Below are 20,057 nucleotides of genomic sequence, written 5' to 3'. Positions count from 1 at the left end.
TGTATCCAGGTTTTTTTTGAAAGGATTAGATCAGGCTGGTATGGCGATTGGCGGTTGCCGCTTCTGTTTTCTGGCCGGTTTCGGCGATGCGGTTACAGGAGACGTGATTTCGGAAACCGGCTTTTCCGTCACCCGAACACTGAAATATTTGCAGCCATCGTCTTCACGCAGAACGTGATCCTGCGTCACATAGCTGAGATTGGGGTTATAGAAAGGATCACCGTTTTTCAGGATCGCAGCATGGCGTTGCAGAAGATAATCGGTGTCTTCCGGATGCATCACCTGCTTGGTCTGGCTGCGCGTGGCGCTTTCATAATGGAACAGGACCGTGGTGCCATCATAAAGTACTTTCAGATTGGCTTCCCGGACCCGTAAGCAAAGATCGGTATCGTTGAAGCCAACGCCGAATCTGGGCTCGAAGCCACCCAGTTGATCAAATACGGATTTCCGCATCATCAGGCAGGCTGCGGTCACAGCAGAATAATCTCGTACTGAACTCAGGCTGCAATTATAGCCGAGGTTGCGACGCCCCTTGTCATTCAGATAGGCATCGACAAACTTGAAGGCATGATCGGCAGATTCATTGAATCCCATGATGACGCCCGCATGCTGCACACGCTTGTCGGGATACAGCAGCAATGCGCCGACAGCACCGACATCCTGACGGCTTGCAAGGCTGCGCATACGGTCGATCCAGTTATCTGTGATGGCTTCTACATCGTTGTTCAGGAAGAGGACGAATTCACAATCATCGCCGTGCTTTTTTACGGCTTCATTGTTGATTTTCGAATAGTTGAACGGGCCTTGATACGGCATCACGATATGCCGTTTGGCCAGGGCATGGAAATATTTACGGCTTTCCGGCTCGGTGGATTCATGGTCGACCACGACAATGCGGTAATCCACATCGGGCGGAGTGGTTTTCTCGATAGATTCGACCGCGGTTTTGACCAGATCGGCCTTGTTCTTGGTCGGGATAACAATCAGTACCCTGCCCTGACTTTTCGGCCAGTTGATGCGGAACTGATTGAACCACACACCTTCCTCGACCGTCGCACCGGTTTTCAGGCGATCGAGATGCGCCTGAATGGCTTTCTGCGTGGCCTCCATAACCTGCTGTTTCTTGGAATGGCCGGTGCTGCCGCTATGGGTGCGCCAGCGATACAACACCCGTGGAACATGGGCGATGGTGCGGGCATGTTCGATGATGCGCAGGACGAAATCCACATCCGCTGAAATCGCCATGCTTTCATCCCACCCGCCCAGCTGGTGGGCCAGCTCGCGTTTCAGGCAGAGCATATGCACGATATAGGGGTGGGACAGATAATAGTCATGGGAGAAAGCAGGCCTGCCGCGCACTTCGGCAATGCTGGCAATGTTTTCATCCGTGGTGGCTTCATCGGAATAGATGAAATCGGCCTGTGTTTCTCCGGCTGCTTTCAGCAGATGATAGACGGCATCAGGCTCCAGATAATCGTCATGATCCATGAAGGTGACATATTGTCCGGATGCGGCACGCAGGCCGAAATTCGTGGCCCGGGCAATGCCGACATTGTTACCCGTGCGCAGGATACGAATGCGGGGATCCTGCTGTGCATAGGCCCGCAGGATGGTTTCGACATGCGGCTCGGAAGAGGCATCGTTGATGCACAGAAGTTCCCAATTGTCGCACCATTGAGCGCGGACGCTGTTCAGCGCTTCGATCAGCCAATCCTGTGGTGTATTATACACCGGCATGACGATTGAAAGGCGCACTGGACCGGCCCGATAATTCATCATCCGTTTCAGACGGGGCACTACGGCAGGCGAAACGTCCCGGTGTGGCTGAAGATAACGCAGAATATGCTTGTTCTGCTGTGCAACCCGTGGTGATCCGATCAGGTATTGATCGGTTCCGGCAATACGCACCAGCACGTCCTGTCCGAGAAGGTCGAGCAGCTGTGCACCAATATCGATTTTGAACGCGCAGAGGCCATTATTATATCCGGCGTCCAGCAGATCGCCACGAAACAGTTTGGCTTCCGCGGTGCCGATGATATTGCCGTTGCAGACGGCTTCCACCTTGACCGGTTTTTTCGGATTATCCAGATCAACGGCCCAACCATGGGCGGACATGCCATGCAGAATGTCGAAACAGCCGCGAATACTGGAAGGGGGCGTGGCCTGGAATGATCCATTAATCAGGGTCATTTCCGTTCCGGAGACGACGACGCGTGCCGGAGAGGGACCTTTGAATCCCGGTTTTGCCGTCAGGCTGAATGAAAAGGCGGAATGCCCATCACTGATTCCGGTCTGTTGCAGGTCGGGTCGGAAATCATCTGCGATAATCTGCGACATGACCTCGTTATTGACGATCAGATCCAGTGCCACACGGCGACCGGCCCCGGTCAGATCAATGGCCCAGCCGGATATCAGACCAGTCTGCACCAGATCTACGAAACCGAGCCATCCGATATCCCGTGCGGTGATGGTCACCGGGGTATGAATGACGGCTCCACCAATGCGGATGATGGTGATGATTTTTTCATCCGGGCGGCACATCAGGGAGAGGGGGATGTCGAACGTATAATGGGCGATGCGAGCGGTTTTTTTCTGCCGTATGGCGAAACCGCGTGCGACGATCGTATCGTTTTCAGTGGTCAGATCGACCAGAAGCCGGTCTGCCAGAAAGGCGCTGGCGGAAAAGCGCCCGGTCAGCCGCCCGTCGCTCACGGTATGTTCTTCAGCTTCAAGGCTGTAGAAATCTGCCAGTGAATAAGGGGCATCGAACAGAGACCGTCCGGAAGCGGGATCCAGCAGTTCGAGCGTGTGAAGAATCTGGCACTCCGGCAGGGCAATATCGGCGATGAGGGTGCCGTCTTTGCCGTGCTTGAGGGGGATGGTGGCGGTCAGTATCTGGTCCAGCACGACGGAAGCGAATTCCGGCATTGTGGAGACCAGAAAAGGCTTAAACGTAATATTGAGGCCGGTTTCAACCCGCCTGGCTATGATCTTGCTTGTCAAAATCCGGCCTCATTTTCTTGATTGGCACGAAAACCCCTCCATCAAAAAAGATGGAGGCAGTCAGGCAGGTTTGAAACCATAATATGAAAGTAAAACTCAGAAAGGGACGGAAAAGGAGATTATTTTCTATTCCTGGCATTCCATGCTTTACCGCAGCGGGCGACCTTCCCGGTATCCTCTCAGCAGATAATGGGCGAAGGGATTAATCTGTGCATCCCGGACATCTGGATTGGCAGTCTGGTAGGCTTCGGGGTCGAACGCGGCGTTGGGCTGACGCCCTTCTCTCCAGCCAACGGTAAAGTAATGGTCAACGGGATCAATCCCGGCTTCAGCCACATCAAGGTAACGTGACCGGTAGAAATCCGGATCGAAGATCAGCACGTTCAGAATGTTTTCCACGGCAAGTGTGTCTCCGCCCCGCAATGAAATCACATTTGAGGGGGTTTCCGATGGCGGGGATTGCATGTCGCGAGCATTCTGGAACATTTTTTTCTTTTGCCAGACGGAAATAGCCATGGATTTGGCTCCTATGTTCGCGAACCAAAGAAAGCTAAATTTCCGTTTATTGGCAAGAAATTTCTAATAAAAAACAAATATAATTTTTTGGTTATTATAAGTTGTATTTATAAATTATATGGATTTTTAAAACCTCAGGTTGAATATTGAGTAGTTATTTGTCTTGAGAAGATAAGAAAATTCCGAAAAATGAAGGGGTTTCGTCTTCAGGTAGAATATTGCCCCTGAAAACGAAACCCCGCGTGTCGTATGGTCAGCGTGTTCTGGCTGTTTTGACAGGGGCGGCCTTCGGGGCCGGGGGAAGATCTTCTTCAAGAATGGTCAGGTGCACGGAATAGGAGGTTTCACCATCATCGGTGTCTTTGTGGATCGTGCCGATAACTTCATCCTGAACGGCCACTTCTACGGACAGTCCGGCTTTGGGCGGGACAATCAGTTGAATCCGGTCGGTGCCAAGCAGGCGGCGCAGGTAGGTCTGCACGCGGTCGATATCAGTACGGGTCATGGACATGAAGATCACTTATCGCTGTGAAGGAAAGCGATTTACCCAATCCTGGCCATCAGGGTCCAGCGTGGAAGGATGAAATAGCCCTGTTCCAGCGTCTGTGGAGGATCATGACAGCGTGGGTGGACACCGGAAAGCGGTCGGTACAGCACCGGACCAGGAATGGGTACCACGGATGATGCGACTGATCAGCCGCTGTGGTGGCCAGTTTCTAGAGCGGATCAGCATTGGCTGCGACCAGGGCACGCAGGCCGGACAGGATTGTATCCGCTGCCGGTGGGCTGCCTGGAATGACCAGATCAAAAGGGATCTCTTCCATATTGCCGGTGCTCGCATAGCTTCCACGCAGCAGACCATCCCCTGCGGCTCCGTCACCGACGGCGATGGCCCATCGCGGGCCGGGCATCGCCTCCCATGCCTGATGGATGGCGCTCGTCAGATTGTGGCAGCCATCGCCGGTGATCAGCAGGATATCGGCATGCAGCGGTGAGGTGACAAACCGTAATCCATGACGGGCCAGCAGGCCGGGCGCGGCGCGCAATGCCTCCAGTTCAAGCAGGCAGGCGCTGCCGCCGCCGCTCTCAACGTGCAGGATGGACAGGGCCTGTCCCAGCTTTGGCCGTGCGCTGCTTCTGCGTCGGGCTATCAGTGCGGCGACGGTTTCCGCATGCGGCAGGCTGGCGGTATCATCCCACAGCCCGGGATGGGAGGCACGAAGGGACGGCAACCACCTCATGAGCGCCTCACAGATCAGCCCCGGCGGGCGAGAGCGCGAAAGAAGCCAGTGCCACCCCCAGCCGATCAATGTCGGTGCCGGGGAGAGCGGCCTCAATAGCGGGAATCAGCCGCCATGATGGATCGGCCGCATGGGCAGAGACCACCATTCCGCCTTCGATGCGCAGCCAGTGCCAGCATGCGCCACGGGCCGATTCCACTCCGCCATACCCTTCTCCGCTGGCATTGCCTGTGCCGATCGGCATGGGATTGGCAATCGGTCCGACCGGCAGGGACTCCAGGAACAGCAGTGCCAGTCGCAGACTCTCCTGAATTTCGGCCAGCCGTACCCGCATTCTGGCATCCGCATCGCCATTTTCCAGCACCAGCCTGTGTACCGTGCCATGAGGAGCCTGCTGCCAGGTGGTGCGCAGGTCATGGGGACGGCCTGATGCGCGTCCGGCGGGGCCAGGCACGGCGAGGGAAACAGCATCCGACCCGGACAGGACCGCGCATCCACGGAGACAGGCGCAGAGTCCATGTCCACTCAGGCTGGCAGCCGTTTCATAGCCTTCGATCAGCTCCGGCATGGTGCGGGCGAGGGCCTGCAAGACTGTTTCCAGCGCGGTGCCGTCCAGAAGATCGGTCAGCACCCCGCCAGGAATAAGCAGGTCGATCATCATGCGATTGCCAAACGCCTCCTGAATGGCGCGCAACAGACGCTCCCGCCATGCGGACAGTTTCGCGGCATAGGTGTCGGCTCCTGCGGCGCTGGCCGTGGCGGCAAGGACATGCAGATGGACGGCGCAGCGTTCCAGCTCATTCATCAGGCCACGCAGCAGCAGGGCGCGGGGGGGCGGCTCCAGCCGCAAGGCGGCTTCGGCGGCACGGGCGAAGGCCAGACCGTGGGCGAGCGCTGCATCTCCGGTGATCCGGGCTGCGATCCTGATCGCGTCCCGCAGGGGTTTCCCGCGCATCAGCCACTGGATGCCACGATGAGTATAGCCGAGCCGCCATTCCGCCTGCCGGATGAGGGTGCCATGCAGGTGCAGGCGCAACTGTGCCGGCTCCCGCATCAATGGATGAACAGGCCCGATACTGCGCTCGTGCAGCGCGATATCGGGCCGGGACGAGACAAAGGAGGAGGCGAAGGGCGAGGTCATCCGCCACTCCGCCTGCTCGGGCGGTGGCAAAGGCGGTCCGGGCCGGGGGGAAAGCGGGGCACTTATCGGCCATCTGCCGTGATCGAGCCATGGCCGGCTATCCACGCCGTGCTCGGCCTCATACCCCCATAAATCTCGGATGGCCCGCTCCTGCCATGCGGCGGCGGGACGAAAAGGGGAAAGCGCGGGGAAGCGCCCCCCTTCGATCGGGGTTGCCACCGGCAGGATGCCATGCGCGGTACGATACAAGGCATGGCAGCGCGCCTGATCGGCCCAGAGCGCCAGCAACCCGGCCTGGGGGCTGGCTGCCAGCTCCTGCCAAAGGGAGGCGGTCAGGAGTCTCCGTGCCACGGCATGGGTGGCGGCATCGTGGTGGGTGGCCTCGGTGTCGGCACCTTGCAACAGGGAGTCCAGACTCATTGCGTCACCGCAGCGACGGCAGAGGCGAACCAGCGGGATGGCCCATTCCCAAGCCCCAGCAGGATGCCGGTCAGCAGCAGGATCAGGGCGGGCAGGGTTGCGGTCATATCAAGCGGCAGACAGGCGCGTGAGGGCGGCGGCGGCCTTCGGGTGGGTCGCAGCATCGGAGCCTGACGGAGCAGCGCATAGCCATTGCTTCCAAGCCCGCCCGCCAGCAGCAGGGCCAGAAGAGGATGCGTCAGGGCAGTCCCGGACAGCAGGGCGACCAGTCCCGCGAGAGTGCCACCCGGTAGTCCCGCCAGACTGAAACGAGTGGCGAGTCGCAATGCATCCAACCCGCCATGCCCCTGCGGAGAGGGCGTATGATCGGAGACGGCGCCGACCTGCCGTGCTCGCCCGTCGAGCAGCAGACAGGCGCACAGGGCCAGCAGCCCGAGTGCCGGATAGAGCAGACCATGACTCCCACCCGCCAGACAGCCGCCGCCGAGACAGGAGAGTGGCCCGCTCCAGCGCCATGAAAAGGTGACGCTGGAGCGGATCGCCAGCACCGCACCGGCCAGCACGGAGAGAATCCCCAGCGTGCCATAGATAAAAGGCGGCATGCCCGCCGCGGCCTGTTTCAGCATGAACAGCAGGGCGGCAGCAGGCAGCCCGCCGGTGATCAGCGCTTGTCCCGGCGGTGGCAGGGCGCTGACGGTCTCCCGCAGCCATTGATGCACCGGGGCGAGGCCGGCAGGAACGGCCAGCCCGGCGGCGAGGCAGATCAGGCCCGGCATGGCGGGAACCAGACTGTGCTCCTGTCCGGAGAAAAGATGGCCGGAGGAGGACCCCTGAAGGATGATCAGGCCGAACAGGGACAGCAGACAGGCCATCATACCGACTGTCAGCGTCTCTCCTCGCCGGGACGTGGCCGCAAAGGGGAATAAAGCAGCCAGAACAGTCAGCACTGCCATGGCGATGCTGATCCCGGCCCAGCCTGCCCATGGAGAGGGGGCAAAGGCCAGAAGAATGCCCGCCAATGCGGTTTGCTGCCCGACCGCCAGGATTTTCAATCGGGCGACGGAGATACGCATGGCCGCGACTTCATCCGCGCACCAGCCAAGCCAGGATGTGGCGGCCATCACGCTGATCAGGGCCGTGAGCAACGCTCCTCCCGCAGCCGGATCAGATGCCATGGCGGTCGATGTAGCCCCTGCGATTTCCCCTCCTGCCAGCCCCCCCCCTGCTAACCCTAGCGTCAGACAGGCGGATACCAGACCGGCCCAGGCCGCTCCCCGCCAGCCGGACAGCGCCATGCTCAGGGCGGCGGTCAACAGCGACGGCAGTGGCAGCAGCCATGGCCACCATGCCGGATCGGTCAGAAGGGAAAGCCAATCGGGGGCGTGATCCGTCATGGTGCAGCCTCCGTCTCAGCCCGTGTTTCCCGCCGGCGCAGAAGGCGGACGGCTTCTTCCGTCAGCAGGGCGGGCAGCAGACCCAGCAGGGCATAGAGCGGCATCAGCAGGTGAGTATCCAGCGCATTCATGACCAGTGCGATTGCCAGCCCGGCCTGAAGCAGGGCCGTGCCGAGGAAACCAACCCTGCTATCTCGGGCCAGCCATAGCAGGGACAGCATCCCCATCGTCAGGCTGATGGCGATCACCGTTGCGGGATCGGGCACGACTATGGGTAGAGTCGCGGCGGATACCGGAGCGTGAGAGACAACAGGCGTCACTCCGATGCCGCCGGAGACGACCAGGGCGATAATCAGGCCGGTTCCCATCATCCAGACTGTATCGGGCAGGGTTGACTGACCGGTTTTGAGATCCGGTTCTGATGACAGGGCAGGCGGCCTGCTCCGCCATCTGTGTCCCAGAAACAATCCTGCCAGCAGCGCCGTCAGGGCAACTCCGGCCATGGGCCAGGCCGGGCGATCAGGCAGACTGAAAGCCGTCAACGAGGCATTCACCGCGGCCACGATTGTCACCAGCAAGGCTTGAGCCAGTACCGCCTGTCGCGCGGCCCGAAGCCGGGTGCAGAGCGCGGCGATTATGGCGAAGAGCAGGATCATCGCCAGAAGCGGGATGAAAATGGTGCCGGGTGTGATGGTCATGCCGGATATTGTCCCGCCAGAAGGCACAGGACGGCCAGAAGGGTAAAGACGCTGCCCAGCAGCAGGAACGCAGCTCCCCGTCCAGCCGCCGGAAAAGGCAGCAGCGCCTGCGCCAGACCCAGCAGAGCGGCCAGAAACAGGATTTTGCCGCCCCATGTCAGAATGGCGAGGCCCCAGTGCAGGAGGCCGGCCTGAAGGGAGATCATGCCAAAAGGCAGAAAAACGACCGCCATGACGCTGATCCAGGTCAGCAGACGCAGGGACCGTTCATAAGAAGCCATGGCCAGCAGCGGGCCGGAGAGATGCGGCATGTCATCGGATGGCGTGCGCAACATCCCTGCGCCTGCCAGCGCGGCAAGGCACAGGCCGGGCAGCAGCAGCAATGAGGTCAGCAAGATTCCACCGGACATCATCCCGGTCGTATGCAGGGCTGTCAGGACCGGGTTTCCGCCCAGCATCGTCAGGGCGGAGAGGCTGAGGGTCACAATCAGCTCCATCCACAGACCCTCTCCACCCTGTCGCAGCGTGCCAATGCTGTTCTGGCTCAGCCCCGTATCCATGCTCCCCATCATTCTGGCGATCAGGGACAGTGACAGCAGGCCCAGGATGAGGATGGCGTCGCCTTCTCCGGTCACAGGGCCGTCGATCAGAAAGGAAGGCGTCAGGAAAGCGGCCAGCGCGGTTGCAATCAGGGAGACGCATGGCAGGACCATGAACAGGCTGGTTGCCTGTGCGGGAATGACGATGCCGTGTTTCATCGTCGCCCGGAGCCATGTGTAAGGCGCTGCGGGCGACAGCCAGCCGCCGCCATTGGCCCGGATGCGGATGCTGGTGATGATCCCGGACACCAGCGGTGCCAGCAGGGCCAGCAGCAGGATATGCAGGGCGGGGGAAAAGAAGCTTCCCGAGATACTTCCCGTCATGGCCGTGCCTCCAGAGCGGCCATGGCCAGCAACAGACAGAGCACTGCCAGCAGCCCGAAAGAGGCCCCGGCCGGTATGAAACGTTCTGCCCGGCCCAGCGTGGCTGTCAGCATCATCCACAGCCGTGAAGGCAGGCCGGACAGGGCCGGCGGGATGGGTTTCAGAGGCGGCAGCGGGGCCAGAAAAGTATCGGCCACCGAATCAGGGTCAGGCTGGGTGGCTGGATCGCCGAAGGGCAGCCAGGGCGGCGGCGGCGCATCGCCATCATTCCATGGCACGGCATTGCGGGTCGTGCTGCGTCGCCCGTGCAGGAAGCGCAGCAGCAGGACGGTGCCGCAGATCAATGCCAGCGCGATCCACAGCGGGGTATAGCTCAGCATACTATCGACCTGCGCGCTGATACCGATCCAGCCAGTCCGATCATCCATGGTATGACCGCACAGCGCCGCCAGCGCCCCGTGCAGAAGGTGCAGCACAGGGCCCGGGATCAGCCCTGCCACGATACAGGCCGCAAGCCCTGCCTGCATGGCCCGCAGCCCGGCGGGACGGCGCGGTTCCGTGCTGGCGGCAGCCCGTGGCGCACGGGGGCGGCCGAGAATGGCGATGCAGAGCACGCGCAGTACTGCCACCATCCCCAACGCCGAGGCCAGCGCCGTGGCGACCAGTCCGAGCGTCAGCAAGGCATCCAGACCGGCATCCTGAATTCTCTGGCCGCCGATCAGGGCCTGAACCAGCATCCAGCGCCCGGCATAAAGCGGAGAAGGCGGCAGCATTGCGCTGGCCAGGCAGGCTCCGCCGGTCAGCAGGGCGATGCGTGGCATCCCGATGATGATGCCGCCAAGCCGGTCCAGCATGGTGGTGCCGGCCCCTTCCTCGATCAATGTGGCCCCGGTTGCCAGCACTGGCATCAGCAGGGCGGCGGACAGGACGATGATCAGGGCGGAAGCCAGGGAAAGGCTGGCAAGATCGGGCAGATCAACCGCCATGGCGGCTACGGCCAGCCCACAGCCCAGAATCGCAAGGCCGGTCTGACTGTCCGCCATTCCGGTCACGCAGCGGCCAATGCTGCGTCCCCGCAAGGTGCCGATTCCACCGGCCATGGCCAGAATCGCTCCGGCCAGCATCAGGGGAGTGCTCTCTCCTGGTCCCGCAGCCTCACGCAGGAAGTCGAGTCCCAGCCGTCCGAGCAGGTAAACCGGCACAATCACCTGCAAGGCGGGCCGGACGATCTGCGCCGGAGTGGCGAGGCTCGGTGCCGGGCTGCGCTGTACTGGCAAAGCAAGGGTGATGGCAGCAAGGTCCGGGGCGGTCGGTTCCAACCCGGAAGGGTGCTTCTCCGTCACGATCCGGGATCGCCCGGAGGAAGGCGTGCGCAGGGCAACCATCGTCGTCAGAACGAGGATGGTCAGCAGTAACAGGGCAATCCAGACCAGCGGCCGGGCTGACCCGACGGCCTGTACCGGACCCCCATCTGCGGGAGAGGCGTGCTGCATCAGCATGACCGTAGAGATGATCAGCAGCGGAATTCCCACAATGGCAGCCGCATTCCCCGAATGGGGCGCGGTATGGGCCGGGTTGGACGTGTTCGTTTCCGTGTCAGGGGATGCCCCGTCATGCGTGGGGCAGGCCCACAGGGCAACGAAAAGCAAAGCGATGCCCCCTGCCAGTGTCATGACATCGGCCGCCATGACGGTCAGCATCAACGCGGCTGTTACAAAGGCCAGCCGCGTGGCTGCTCCTCCGGGTCGATCCAGCCCGGTGGCGCTGGCCAGCCCGAGCGCACAAAATCCGGCCAGCGCTGTAAAGGCGGAAAATCCGTCCAGCCCCAGACGCAGGGCAATGGTATCCGATACCAGCGCGGGCAAGGCGCCCCCAACCCATGCTGTTCCATTCCATGAAGCGCCCCCGAGCAGAACAGACAGGCAGGATAGACCCCCCATGGCACACAGCACGATATGGCACAGCACCAGCCGCCTCAGCCGGGCCGGCAGAATCCGACGATCCTGCCGCGGTGGTGCAGCCATCAGCCTTTCCCCCGCCAGTCCCAGGCAGGTGGCGGCGCAGAGCAGGATGGGCAGAATGGCCATGCCTACACCCCTTTACAGGGGCAGGTCGGGCGCGATTGAAAAACGGTGCATGTGATCACCGCAAAAACATAGCCGGGAGCCTCGCCATCACGGAAGCGTCTTCCTGTTGAATTTAGCGGGACAGGGGCCGAGACGGCTATTTCCCTTTTTACCGCCGGTCCAGCAGTCTTTAGTTGCGAATCACTATCATTATCGACATACTCGGCAGATCACCGGCTGGAGCGTGTGATGGAACGCACTTTTTCACTTGGCACTGCCACTCTTGTCAGCCTGATGGCTGCAAACCGGCCAGCTGAGCCACGATTACTGGACGATACTCTGCAGTTTGGCACCCCTGATGCAACAGGGGGTGAGGAGCATGCTCTGGAAACGGCGGCTCATTATCCTTCGCCTTCCTGACAAATGTCTGCGGACAGGATCAATGGCGGTGGCGTTGACCGACCAGCGCGCGGCGCTCTTCCTCCGATAATCTGGGGCAGGTAGAGCAAAGTGTCATGCCCGGCACCTTGTCTCGCAGACAGCAGATCCGGCGCTGGCGCAGCGGAATCGCTTCTCCGTCCAGCATGACGGAAACGGTTCGCAACGGTGCATGCAGCCAGTTCTGGTGTGGAAACCACGGGGTCTGCCGTGGCTCCATGATCAGGGCCTCATATTGTGCGGCCTGATCGGCCAATGATGGCGTTTCGGCCATACGTCGGAACAGGAAATCGGCCATGTTGCCTGCATTGGACCATGCCACGCGTGGAGAAAGGCCGGTGCAGTCCCGCAACGCGATGAACACGCTTTGCATATGTTGCCCCAGCGCGATGGTCATGATCTGCTCAGGCGTTTGACGTGGCAGGGTGGCCGCATCCAGCGCCAGCTGATCCGGGCGATCCTTGAGCAGAACCAGTCCGGGTGGCGCGGTCTGTGCGGGATCGAGAGCGTTGCGTCCGTCCCGAATAGCCAGAATAAACAGCGGCGGCAGCACGGCCCGCGTATAGGCCTTGCTCCAGAGTGATCCGATGGCACGTGGATCGGCGCCTGCCGGCAGGGTTTTGGCGAATCGCTCTACACCGGGGGCCAGTGTCTCCCGCCGTGTCAGCAGGGAAACGTCCACGCCATCTGCCGGAGAAAACCCGGCGGGAGAGGCCATACGCGCCTCGCACCATGCCGCTATGTCTTCGTCTTTACGCATCGCTTGCTATCTGCCGCTCATCGGACAGCTTTGTCCATGATTCCCGGAGCGGGAAAAACGGCAGGATCAGCGGCAGGATCACCAGTGCGGTCATCGCGGGCCATGTATCCCCCAAAGTGAACAGAAAACCGCCCAGCGTGGCTCCCGCAGCATATCCCAGCGTCAGAACGGAGGATAACAGCCCGGAGGCGGCCCCCTGTCTTCCTCCGGCAGCAATGCTGACCAGGGCCGTGCAGGCCGGACCCGATAAGGCCAGCCCTTGCCCGAGCAGACAGACACCGGCCCCGAGACTCCACACGCTCTGCCCGCAGGTCAGACAGAGTGCGGAGAGCCAGATCACGGCTATGCCAACCGCCAGAGTGTGCCGGGGCCATGCGGTCAGCCGGGGAATGACGCTCATCTGGTTTGCCAGCATCAGGGCTGCCATCAGGGCGGTGATCCAGCCCAGCCTGATTCCTGCCATCTGTGCAGTCCAGCCCAGCCTTTGCTGGAACAAGGGGCCAAGCACGAAATGCAGGGTGCCAAAAGCAATGTTGACGATGGCGGCCAATATCAGCAACCGCAGAATCGCCGGATTGCGCCAGCAGGCAGCCCCTGATCGGGGCCGGATGTTCCTATGACGGCTTTCCGGGGGCGGGCGGTGCAACAGGATGCTGCCGAGCGGCAATGGCAGCAGCGCCATGACCCAGAGCGGCATCGTGGCCCCCAGTGGTAAAGTGACCGAGACCAGCAACGGCCCCGCCAGCCGCCCGGCACTGAACCCGGCACTGATGGCTGCAAGTCCCGCCATACGGCCTTGAATTCCGGTCAGATCGGCGACCCATGCCTGTGCCACTGGAAGCAGGCCGCCTGTCGCAATGCCATGTAACAGGCGGCATATCATCAACAGTGAGAGACAGAGTGAGGGGGATAAAGTCCCGTTCATCGCAGCCGATACAATGGCCGCCAGAAAAAGCTGGGCTACGCAGAAAATAGCAAGGCAGACCATCAAAGTCTGTCGTCGACCCGCCCGATCGCTCAGCCATCCGGCCAGAGGCGCACCACCAAGCATGGCCAGCATTCCACAACTGGTAACAATACCGAGTGACAGAACCGATAATCCTGTTTTGGTCGATAAAATCGGCAAAAATGCAATCAGTGATGATTGTGTCAGCCCTACACAGCAGACAAGCGAAGCAAAGCCGAGGCGATCTGCGCACGACAAAGTGATCGCATCGGGCGATGCCGGATCAGCAGGGCTGATGCCCGCAGAGAGGGAGGTGTTCCGGGGTTGCATTTCAGCATTAAATTAGGAATGAATATCAATTGCAATATGCCGCAAGGTGATTCTCCGCAAAGCGGCACGATATGCAACAGAAAGGGAAACGCCTGTGCTGGAAGCCATGGAAACCCGCGATACGTCAGCATGCATTGAACGTCGTCACTTTGAGGCCGGAATGGCGACGACGACATTGCTGAACGGTTTGCTGCGTGAATGGCGCGGCTGGAAAAAGCTCGATCCGCAGGAAGCTGCATCACGATGTGGTGCGCATATGCATTGTCCGGCAGGTGCGATTTCAGTTCCCCTTCTGTTGCAGGAAGGGGAGTTGCTGCTGCCGCTTGCCGCGTCCACTGAAACCGGGCGTTTCAGATTTGCGGGGCCGCCTTTGCTGAGGCGCCATGGTGCCATCCGATCGGTGGATGTGCGTTTGCTGCTGGATCTTCTGCTGGATCACACGGCCTTTGCACAGACGGCATCACTGCCGACCAGGATGACTTTCCGAAAACGCGTGATGGACAGTGCCGAACGTGTCTCAGCCGCCTTGCTCAGTCATCACTATAGAACAGATGATCAGGCAGACAGGGTGCCTGATTTTATCACGGCGGAACAGGGGCTGATCCTGGGTCATCCGTTTCATCCCGCACCCAAATTCCGTGAAGGCCTCTCTGAAAGTGAAGATGCGGCGTATGGGCCTGATCACGGCAACAGCTTCGCGTTACGCTGGTTCGCAGTCCATCCGGATCATATGATTGGCGACAGTGTTCACGTGGCCGACATACAATCCCTGCTGAAAGAGATGCTTGCATCGACCGATGCCGGTCAGGAAGCACTGCATGCCGTTCCGGGAGGCTGGACCTTGTTGCCGGTTCATCCCTGGCAAGCCGGTCATCTTTTGTGCCTGCCCGAACTTGCCAGTCTGCGCATGGAGGATCGACTTCGTGATCTCGGTATCATGGGGCCGCAATTCCGTGCAACTGCATCCCTGCGCAGTCTATGGAGTGCGCAGTCTCCATTGATGATGAAATTCTCGCTTTCGATGCGGATTACCAATTCGATCCGTACAATTTTGCCGCGTGAGCTTGATCGCGGCCTGCATCTGGCGCGTCTGTTGCGTGGTCCGGTCGGGCAGGATGTCTTTGCCCGCTATCAGGGTTTTTCAGTGATTGAAGAACCAGCCCATTTGTCGCTGAAAGGGCCTGATGGGAAGGTTCTGGTCGAAAGCTCCGTTGTATTCAGGGACAATCCTTTTGCCGATCAAGCAGAGGGCGTATATGCGGGTGGTCGTCATGCCGCGATGCTTGCGACGCTTTGTCAGGATGATCTGTTCGACAGGTATGCTCCCAGTAGAATCGGCCATATCATCCGTATGATCGCTACACGCGATAAACGCAGCCAGTCCGATGTTGCGGAGGAGTGGTTTCGCCGTTTTCTCTCTATTCTGATGGAACCGGTACTGTATCTCCATGCCCGTCATGGTGTGATGATGAGTGCCCATCAGCAGAATGTCGTGCTTGGTCTGCGGAATGGATGGCCCGAACAGGCCTGGTTCCGTGATTGTCAGGGCACGGCCATTGCAACCGATATGATCGAGACTCTGCGAACTTACGTGCCAGAGTTGGGACGATGGACAGACAATATCATTGATGCCGCATTGGGGCCGCAGCTGATCGGGTATTATCTGATCGGTAATTCCGTGTTCGGTGTTCTTGATACGCTTGTGCTGGACGGAGTCGCACAGGAACAGACACTTCTAAGTATTCTAAGGAAAAGACTTCAATCCATGAGCGATGATGGGCTGCGTGATCCATCTGTGATTCGCTATCTGCTGGATTGTCCGTCAATCTGGATGAAAGGCAATGTGATGACATATCTAAGGGATGTCAACGAAAACGCCGATACTGCCAGCCCTCTTGCCAGTTATGTATCCGTTCCCAATCCTCTGGTGCAGTCATGAGTGCTGTTCTGGAGCATCCGGCCGAGCGACCGGTTAAGGATATGGAACCGGTCTGGACATTCCGGGATGCTCATGGCCGCTCTGTCATGATCATGGGAGGAGGCGAACTGAGCATACTGCTCAATGGATCTGTCGTCGCCCATACACGCCTTCATTTTGAAGGGGAACTTGCCAGGGCCATCGTCCTCGATTGGTCTGCGCCGGAAAGGGACAGAAATTTTCTGATCTATGTGCTGGCTGATTATGCTTTTTCAGAAGGGGCTGATTGTTTTTCAGTGTCTCTTGAATCAGTCTCTGATCCTGCCGATGCATCATTCCCGCTTCATAAGATACGGGATAACACCGCTTTTCTGTACCGGCAGGGGCATCGTCAGCAACGGGATTTCTGGCAGGCCGGCCCGCCTGCGCATCGCCAGCCGCTTCTGCGTCGTGCGCTCCCGGATGGGCGGGATCATCCGTTACGTCCACCTGCCCCGAAAGGTGTGTTCTATCGAAGGCGTGATACGATAACCGGGCATGAATTAACCTTGCGCGCACTGGATATCGGCCGTGATCTCGAACTGTTCCATATGTGGCAGAACCAGCCGCGTGTAGCCAAATTCTGGGATGAAGCCGGCCCGATTGAAAAGCATGAAGCCTATCTGCGTCGTATGGATGCTGATCCGCATGCATTCTCCGTGATCGGCGAACTGGATGGTGAACCATCGACCTATTTCGAGATCTATTGGGGTAAGGAAGACAGACTCGGCCCGCATTACGAGGCCGATGATTATGATCGTGGCTGGCATGTGCTGGTCGGCGAAAAACGCCATCTTGGGCGCGACCGTACGCTGGCATGGTTCCGTGCCATCACCCATTGCCTGTTCCTGGATGATTGCCGAACCCGAAAAGTGGTGGGTGAACCGAGTGCTGCTCATAGCAATATGCTGCGGCTTTGTGAGGAATCCGGTTACACGCTGGAATACGAGTTCGATTTTCCGCACAAACGTTCGATGCTGATTACCTGCACACGTGATCACTTTTTCAGGGAGTGCATCAGATGATTGTATCGAATGAATTCAACGTGATGCGTGATCGTCAGGATACTCTACGCCATGCCTCCTTGCATGCTTCCCTGTGGCGACGTGTCAATCTGACCTGTCTTGCAAAATCCCTGTCTGAGCTTGCCTATGAGGAAGCATTTCATCCCGAGGAAGAAGCAGGCGGATTATGGATATTCCGCTTTGGTGATGTTCATTACCGATGTGAAGGGGAGCCGCGCATCTGGGGGCAGCTGACAATTGACCCTGATAGTATCATCAGGATTGAAAACGGCGAGGAAAGTCAGGCCCACGATGCTGCACAGTTTTTTGTGGATGCACAGGCTGCACTGGGTATGAGTGATGCAACACTGGCAATGTATCTGCAGGAGCTTTACGCCACGCTGCAAACAGATATGGAACTGCTGAGAAGGCGGGATGGTCTGTCTGCAATTTCCATGCTTGATCTCGACAATGATCGCTTGCAGGCCAGACTGGATGGGCATCCCAAAGCTCCGGCCTCGAAAGGCAGGGTTGGCTGGGGATTGGAAGATCAGCGCGCCTATGCACCTGAATATGATCCTGTGTTCCGCCTGCACTGGATTGCTGTGGCGCGTGAAGCCTGTTTGGGTGGCATGACGCGTGATATCAGTGAAGATGATCTTTTGTCGGAAATGCTGCGTGTCGATGATCTGCGGCAGATCGATCGTATTCTGTTCGAGCGAGGATTCGACAGGATCAGTCATCGGCTGATTCCCGTGCATCCATGGCAGTGGCAGAATTATATTCAGACGCATTTTGCAGCTGATATTGCATCAGGCAGGATTGTACCACTGGGTGAACGGGGTGATCTCTATCGACCACAGCAATCCCTACGGACGTTGGCCAATGCGGAAAGAGCGGCGGCGCATGATATCAAACTGCCGGTCACCATTCTGAATACGTCTGCATGGCGCGGCCTGCCTGGTAAAGGCATTTTGACCGGTGTCGGCCTGTCATCATGGCTGAGCGAATGTGTCGCGAAAGATGCTGTTTTCCAGACTACGAAAGTCCTGATCCTTCGGGATATGGCCGGTTATGCAGTGCCGCAAACTGTATATGGAAAAATTGCTCAGGCTCCCTACCGCTTTCATGAATTACTGGGCGCCGTATGGCGACAGCGCGCGGAGCCATCACTGGCAGAGGATGAGCGTGCCATCATGCTGGGAGCATTACAGGTATGTGGCGGGGATGGCGTACCGTTGATCTCGGCCTGTATCCGTCGTTCTTCCATGCCGTGCGATATCTGGCTGGAGAGGTTGTTTTCTTCTGTCGTGGTCCCGCTCTATCACCTGATGTGCCGGTATGGCGCCGGGTTTATCGCCCATGGACAGAATGTTACGCTGTTATTGAAAGACTGGGTGCCCTGTGGTGTGGCGCTGAAGGATTTGCAGGGGGATTTCGATCTCGTCACGCCTGTCTTGCCGGAGCATGAGACTTTGCCCGAAGGATTGGCTGATCAGGTTGGCAGGCGTCCGGCTGAGCATCTGATTCATCACCTTCAGACGGGCCATTTTGTCAGCGTCCTCCGATTTCTGTCGGATGCTTTGCTGACGCATGACGGATATCCCGAGCAGGCTTTTTATCAGGGTCTCGCCCGTGTCATCCGTCAATATCAGGCACGCTGTCCGGAATTGGCGGGGCGTTTTGAGATGTTTGATCTTTTTACCCCGACCATGATGCGTATCTGCATCAACCGTGCCCGGTTCTCCATCGGGTATGGCGATACGCCGGTAAGGCCGAAACCTGAAATTGGAACGCCTCTCCATAATCCTCTTTATGATGACTGGTCACTTCGCAGCGATTGGAATCATTCCTTACACCAACATGCAGCTTTTCAGTCTGGGAGTATGGCCTGATGACGGATCGTTTTCAGTTTTCTGCCTTTCCGTTACAGGATCTTGCGGCGATCGGGATCGGGCCGTTCAATCTGAGTGTCGCGGCCCTGCTGGATGCTGTGCCGGAGGTGCAGGCGCAGTTTTTTGATCGTAGCCCGCGCTTTGCCTGGCATCCCGGCATGATGCTGCCTGATGTCACTTTGCAGACATCATGGTTGAAGGATCTGGTCAGTGCCGTACAGCCGACCAGCCCGTTCAGCTTTACCTCCTATCTGGTGGCACGGCGCCGGTTTTACGAATTCATCACAGCCGGATTTGAAGGAATCTATCGCCGGGAATTCGATGATTATCTTGGCTGGGTTGCAGCACAGCTTCCATCGCTGCATTTCGGAACCCCCGTTGAGTCGGTTGATTTCGATGGCCGTCACTTTGTGCTGACGCACCGCCATGGAGAAGTCAGAGCGCGCAATGTGTTGATCGGAACCGGGCATCATCCCTATCTGCCGCGCTGGGCGGCTGGTCTGGAAGATATGTGCCTGCATACATCCCGTTTTGCCGAGAAAGACCGTGATTACACGGGTCGCCATGTCATTGTGGTCGGTGGGGGGCAGAGCGGTGCGGAAATCGTGCTTGATCTGCTGCGCCGGGGGCCAGACCGTGTGGGGGGAATCACCTGGATCACGCGCCGGATGAATTTCTCGTCACTGGATGAAGTGGCTTTCAGCAACGAGTATTTTACGCCGGCCTATGTCGCGCGCTTCCATGGGCTGCCGCCTGATCTCCGTGCCCGGCATGTGGCCGCGCAGAAACTGGCCAGTGATGGGGCTTCCCCGACGACACTGAACGAGATCTACCGCGCGCTATACCAGATCCGGCATCTCGATGGCCGACGCGATTTCGTGCGGCTGATGCCATATCGGGAGGCAGAGGCTGCAAGGCGTCACGGAGAAGGGATTACCCTGCATCTGCGTCATCACCTGGATGGTCAGATGGATACGGTCACCGGGGATACGGTCATCTGTGCAACCGGATACAAGGCAGCTGTGCCAGCCTGTTTTGGATCGCTCCAGAAGCGCCTCAAACTGGATGAGGAAGGACGTTACACATTGCGGCCCGATTTTTCTGCTGTCTGGGATGGTCCTGCTTCTGCCCGCATCTTTGTCCAGAATGCAGGACGCCACAGCCATGGGATTGCCGAACCTCAACTCAGTCTGATGGCATGGCGGGCTGCGACAATCATCAACAGCCTGCTCGGCCGGCCGCATTTCGATCTGGAGGAACCGGAACCATTGGTGGATTGGGGAGTGGAGAGGGAGGATGAGACCTCCCGTCTCGCGGCTGAATAA

The 20,057-nt window shown here is 59.0% G+C and carries 16 protein-coding genes; 5 read left to right on the top strand and 11 right to left on the bottom strand.

Going from position 1 to position 20,057, the window contains the following annotated elements; translation table 11 throughout:
* Positions 1-30: 30 nt before the first annotated feature.
* The 9 genes from GBCGDNIH1_RS24480 to GBCGDNIH1_RS24440 form a co-directional block, all read right to left on the bottom strand.
* Entirely contained in the window at positions 31-3,003 is a 2,973-nt protein-coding gene (locus GBCGDNIH1_RS24480) for a glycosyltransferase family 2 protein (RefSeq protein WP_011633090.1), read from the bottom strand.
* A gap of 147 nt (positions 3,004-3,150) precedes the next feature.
* Entirely contained in the window at positions 3,151-3,519 is a 369-nt protein-coding gene (locus GBCGDNIH1_RS24475) for a hypothetical protein (protein WP_011633089.1), read from the bottom strand.
* A gap of 253 nt (positions 3,520-3,772) precedes the next feature.
* A complete protein-coding gene (locus tag GBCGDNIH1_RS24470) occupies positions 3,773-4,024 on the bottom strand; it encodes a DUF3126 family protein (RefSeq protein ID WP_080504554.1) in 252 nt (83 codons plus the stop codon).
* A gap of 211 nt (positions 4,025-4,235) precedes the next feature.
* Positions 4,236-4,760, bottom strand: a complete 525-nt coding sequence (locus GBCGDNIH1_RS24465) for an NADH-quinone oxidoreductase subunit B family protein (protein WP_011633087.1) — start codon at positions 4,758-4,760, stop codon at positions 4,236-4,238.
* A 7-nt stretch (positions 4,761-4,767) separates the two neighbouring features.
* On the bottom strand, positions 4,768-6,321 hold the full coding sequence (locus tag GBCGDNIH1_RS24460; protein WP_011633086.1) for a nickel-dependent hydrogenase large subunit: 1,554 nt from the start codon (positions 6,319-6,321) through the stop codon (positions 4,768-4,770).
* Positions 6,318-7,715 (bottom strand): formate hydrogenlyase subunit, encoded by a 1,398-nt coding sequence (locus GBCGDNIH1_RS24455; RefSeq protein WP_011633085.1) that lies wholly within the window; start codon positions 7,713-7,715, stop codon positions 6,318-6,320. The genes GBCGDNIH1_RS24460 and GBCGDNIH1_RS24455 overlap by 4 nt, the downstream gene beginning before the upstream one ends.
* The gene (locus GBCGDNIH1_RS24450; RefSeq protein ID WP_011633084.1) at positions 7,712-8,413 is read right to left on the bottom strand and encodes a hypothetical protein; all 702 of its coding nucleotides are present in this window, start codon (positions 8,411-8,413) and stop codon (positions 7,712-7,714) included. The genes GBCGDNIH1_RS24455 and GBCGDNIH1_RS24450 overlap by 4 nt, the downstream gene beginning before the upstream one ends.
* Positions 8,410-9,336, bottom strand: a complete 927-nt coding sequence (locus GBCGDNIH1_RS24445) for a hypothetical protein (protein WP_011633083.1) — start codon at positions 9,334-9,336, stop codon at positions 8,410-8,412. Before GBCGDNIH1_RS24445 ends, GBCGDNIH1_RS24450 begins: the two co-directional genes overlap by 4 nt.
* Positions 9,333-11,423, bottom strand: coding sequence for a formate hydrogenlyase subunit 3 (locus GBCGDNIH1_RS24440; protein WP_011633082.1), 2,091 nt, complete (start codon positions 11,421-11,423; stop codon positions 9,333-9,335). The genes GBCGDNIH1_RS24445 and GBCGDNIH1_RS24440 overlap by 4 nt, the downstream gene beginning before the upstream one ends.
* Before the next feature lie 228 nt (positions 11,424-11,651).
* Between GBCGDNIH1_RS24440 and GBCGDNIH1_RS24915 the strand changes: the two genes are divergently transcribed.
* Positions 11,652-11,822 carry a hypothetical protein gene (locus GBCGDNIH1_RS24915; protein ID WP_157692038.1) on the top strand — a complete coding sequence of 57 codons (171 nt, stop codon included), beginning with the start codon at positions 11,652-11,654 and terminating at the stop codon, positions 11,820-11,822.
* 19 nt (positions 11,823-11,841) lie between these two features.
* Here the strand turns inward: GBCGDNIH1_RS24915 and fhuF are convergent, their stop codons facing one another.
* Both fhuF and GBCGDNIH1_RS24430 read right to left on the bottom strand, forming a co-directional pair.
* Complete coding sequence (gene fhuF, locus GBCGDNIH1_RS24435; RefSeq protein ID WP_011633080.1) at positions 11,842-12,600, bottom strand: siderophore-iron reductase FhuF; 759 nt, start codon at positions 12,598-12,600, stop codon at positions 11,842-11,844.
* Positions 12,593-13,876, bottom strand: coding sequence for an MFS transporter (locus GBCGDNIH1_RS24430; protein WP_011633079.1), 1,284 nt, complete (start codon positions 13,874-13,876; stop codon positions 12,593-12,595). Before GBCGDNIH1_RS24430 ends, fhuF begins: the two co-directional genes overlap by 8 nt.
* A gap of 46 nt (positions 13,877-13,922) precedes the next feature.
* Between GBCGDNIH1_RS24430 and GBCGDNIH1_RS24425 the strand changes: the two genes are divergently transcribed.
* Genes GBCGDNIH1_RS24425 through GBCGDNIH1_RS24410 form a run of 4 tightly spaced genes read left to right on the top strand, consistent with a single transcriptional unit; the run spans position 13,923 to position 20,057 of the window.
* Entirely contained in the window at positions 13,923-15,815 is a 1,893-nt protein-coding gene (locus GBCGDNIH1_RS24425; RefSeq protein WP_011633078.1) for an IucA/IucC family protein, read from the top strand.
* Positions 15,812-16,858: a GNAT family N-acetyltransferase gene (locus GBCGDNIH1_RS24420; RefSeq protein WP_011633077.1), complete on the top strand. Its 1,047-nt coding sequence runs from the start codon at positions 15,812-15,814 to the stop codon at positions 16,856-16,858. The genes GBCGDNIH1_RS24425 and GBCGDNIH1_RS24420 overlap by 4 nt, the downstream gene beginning before the upstream one ends.
* On the top strand, positions 16,855-18,732 hold the full coding sequence (locus GBCGDNIH1_RS24415) for an IucA/IucC family protein (RefSeq protein ID WP_125911055.1): 1,878 nt from the start codon (positions 16,855-16,857) through the stop codon (positions 18,730-18,732). Before GBCGDNIH1_RS24420 ends, GBCGDNIH1_RS24415 begins: the two co-directional genes overlap by 4 nt.
* Positions 18,732-20,057 (top strand): lysine N(6)-hydroxylase/L-ornithine N(5)-oxygenase family protein, encoded by a 1,326-nt coding sequence (locus tag GBCGDNIH1_RS24410; protein WP_011633075.1) that lies wholly within the window; start codon positions 18,732-18,734, stop codon positions 20,055-20,057. The genes GBCGDNIH1_RS24415 and GBCGDNIH1_RS24410 overlap by 1 nt, the downstream gene beginning before the upstream one ends.

Origin of the sequence: Granulibacter bethesdensis CGDNIH1 (assembly GCF_000014285.2) — a bacterium.
GTDB classification, from domain to species: Bacteria; Pseudomonadota; Alphaproteobacteria; order Acetobacterales; family Acetobacteraceae; genus Granulibacter; species Granulibacter bethesdensis.
This window is presented reverse-complemented; position numbering and strand designations above follow the sequence as displayed.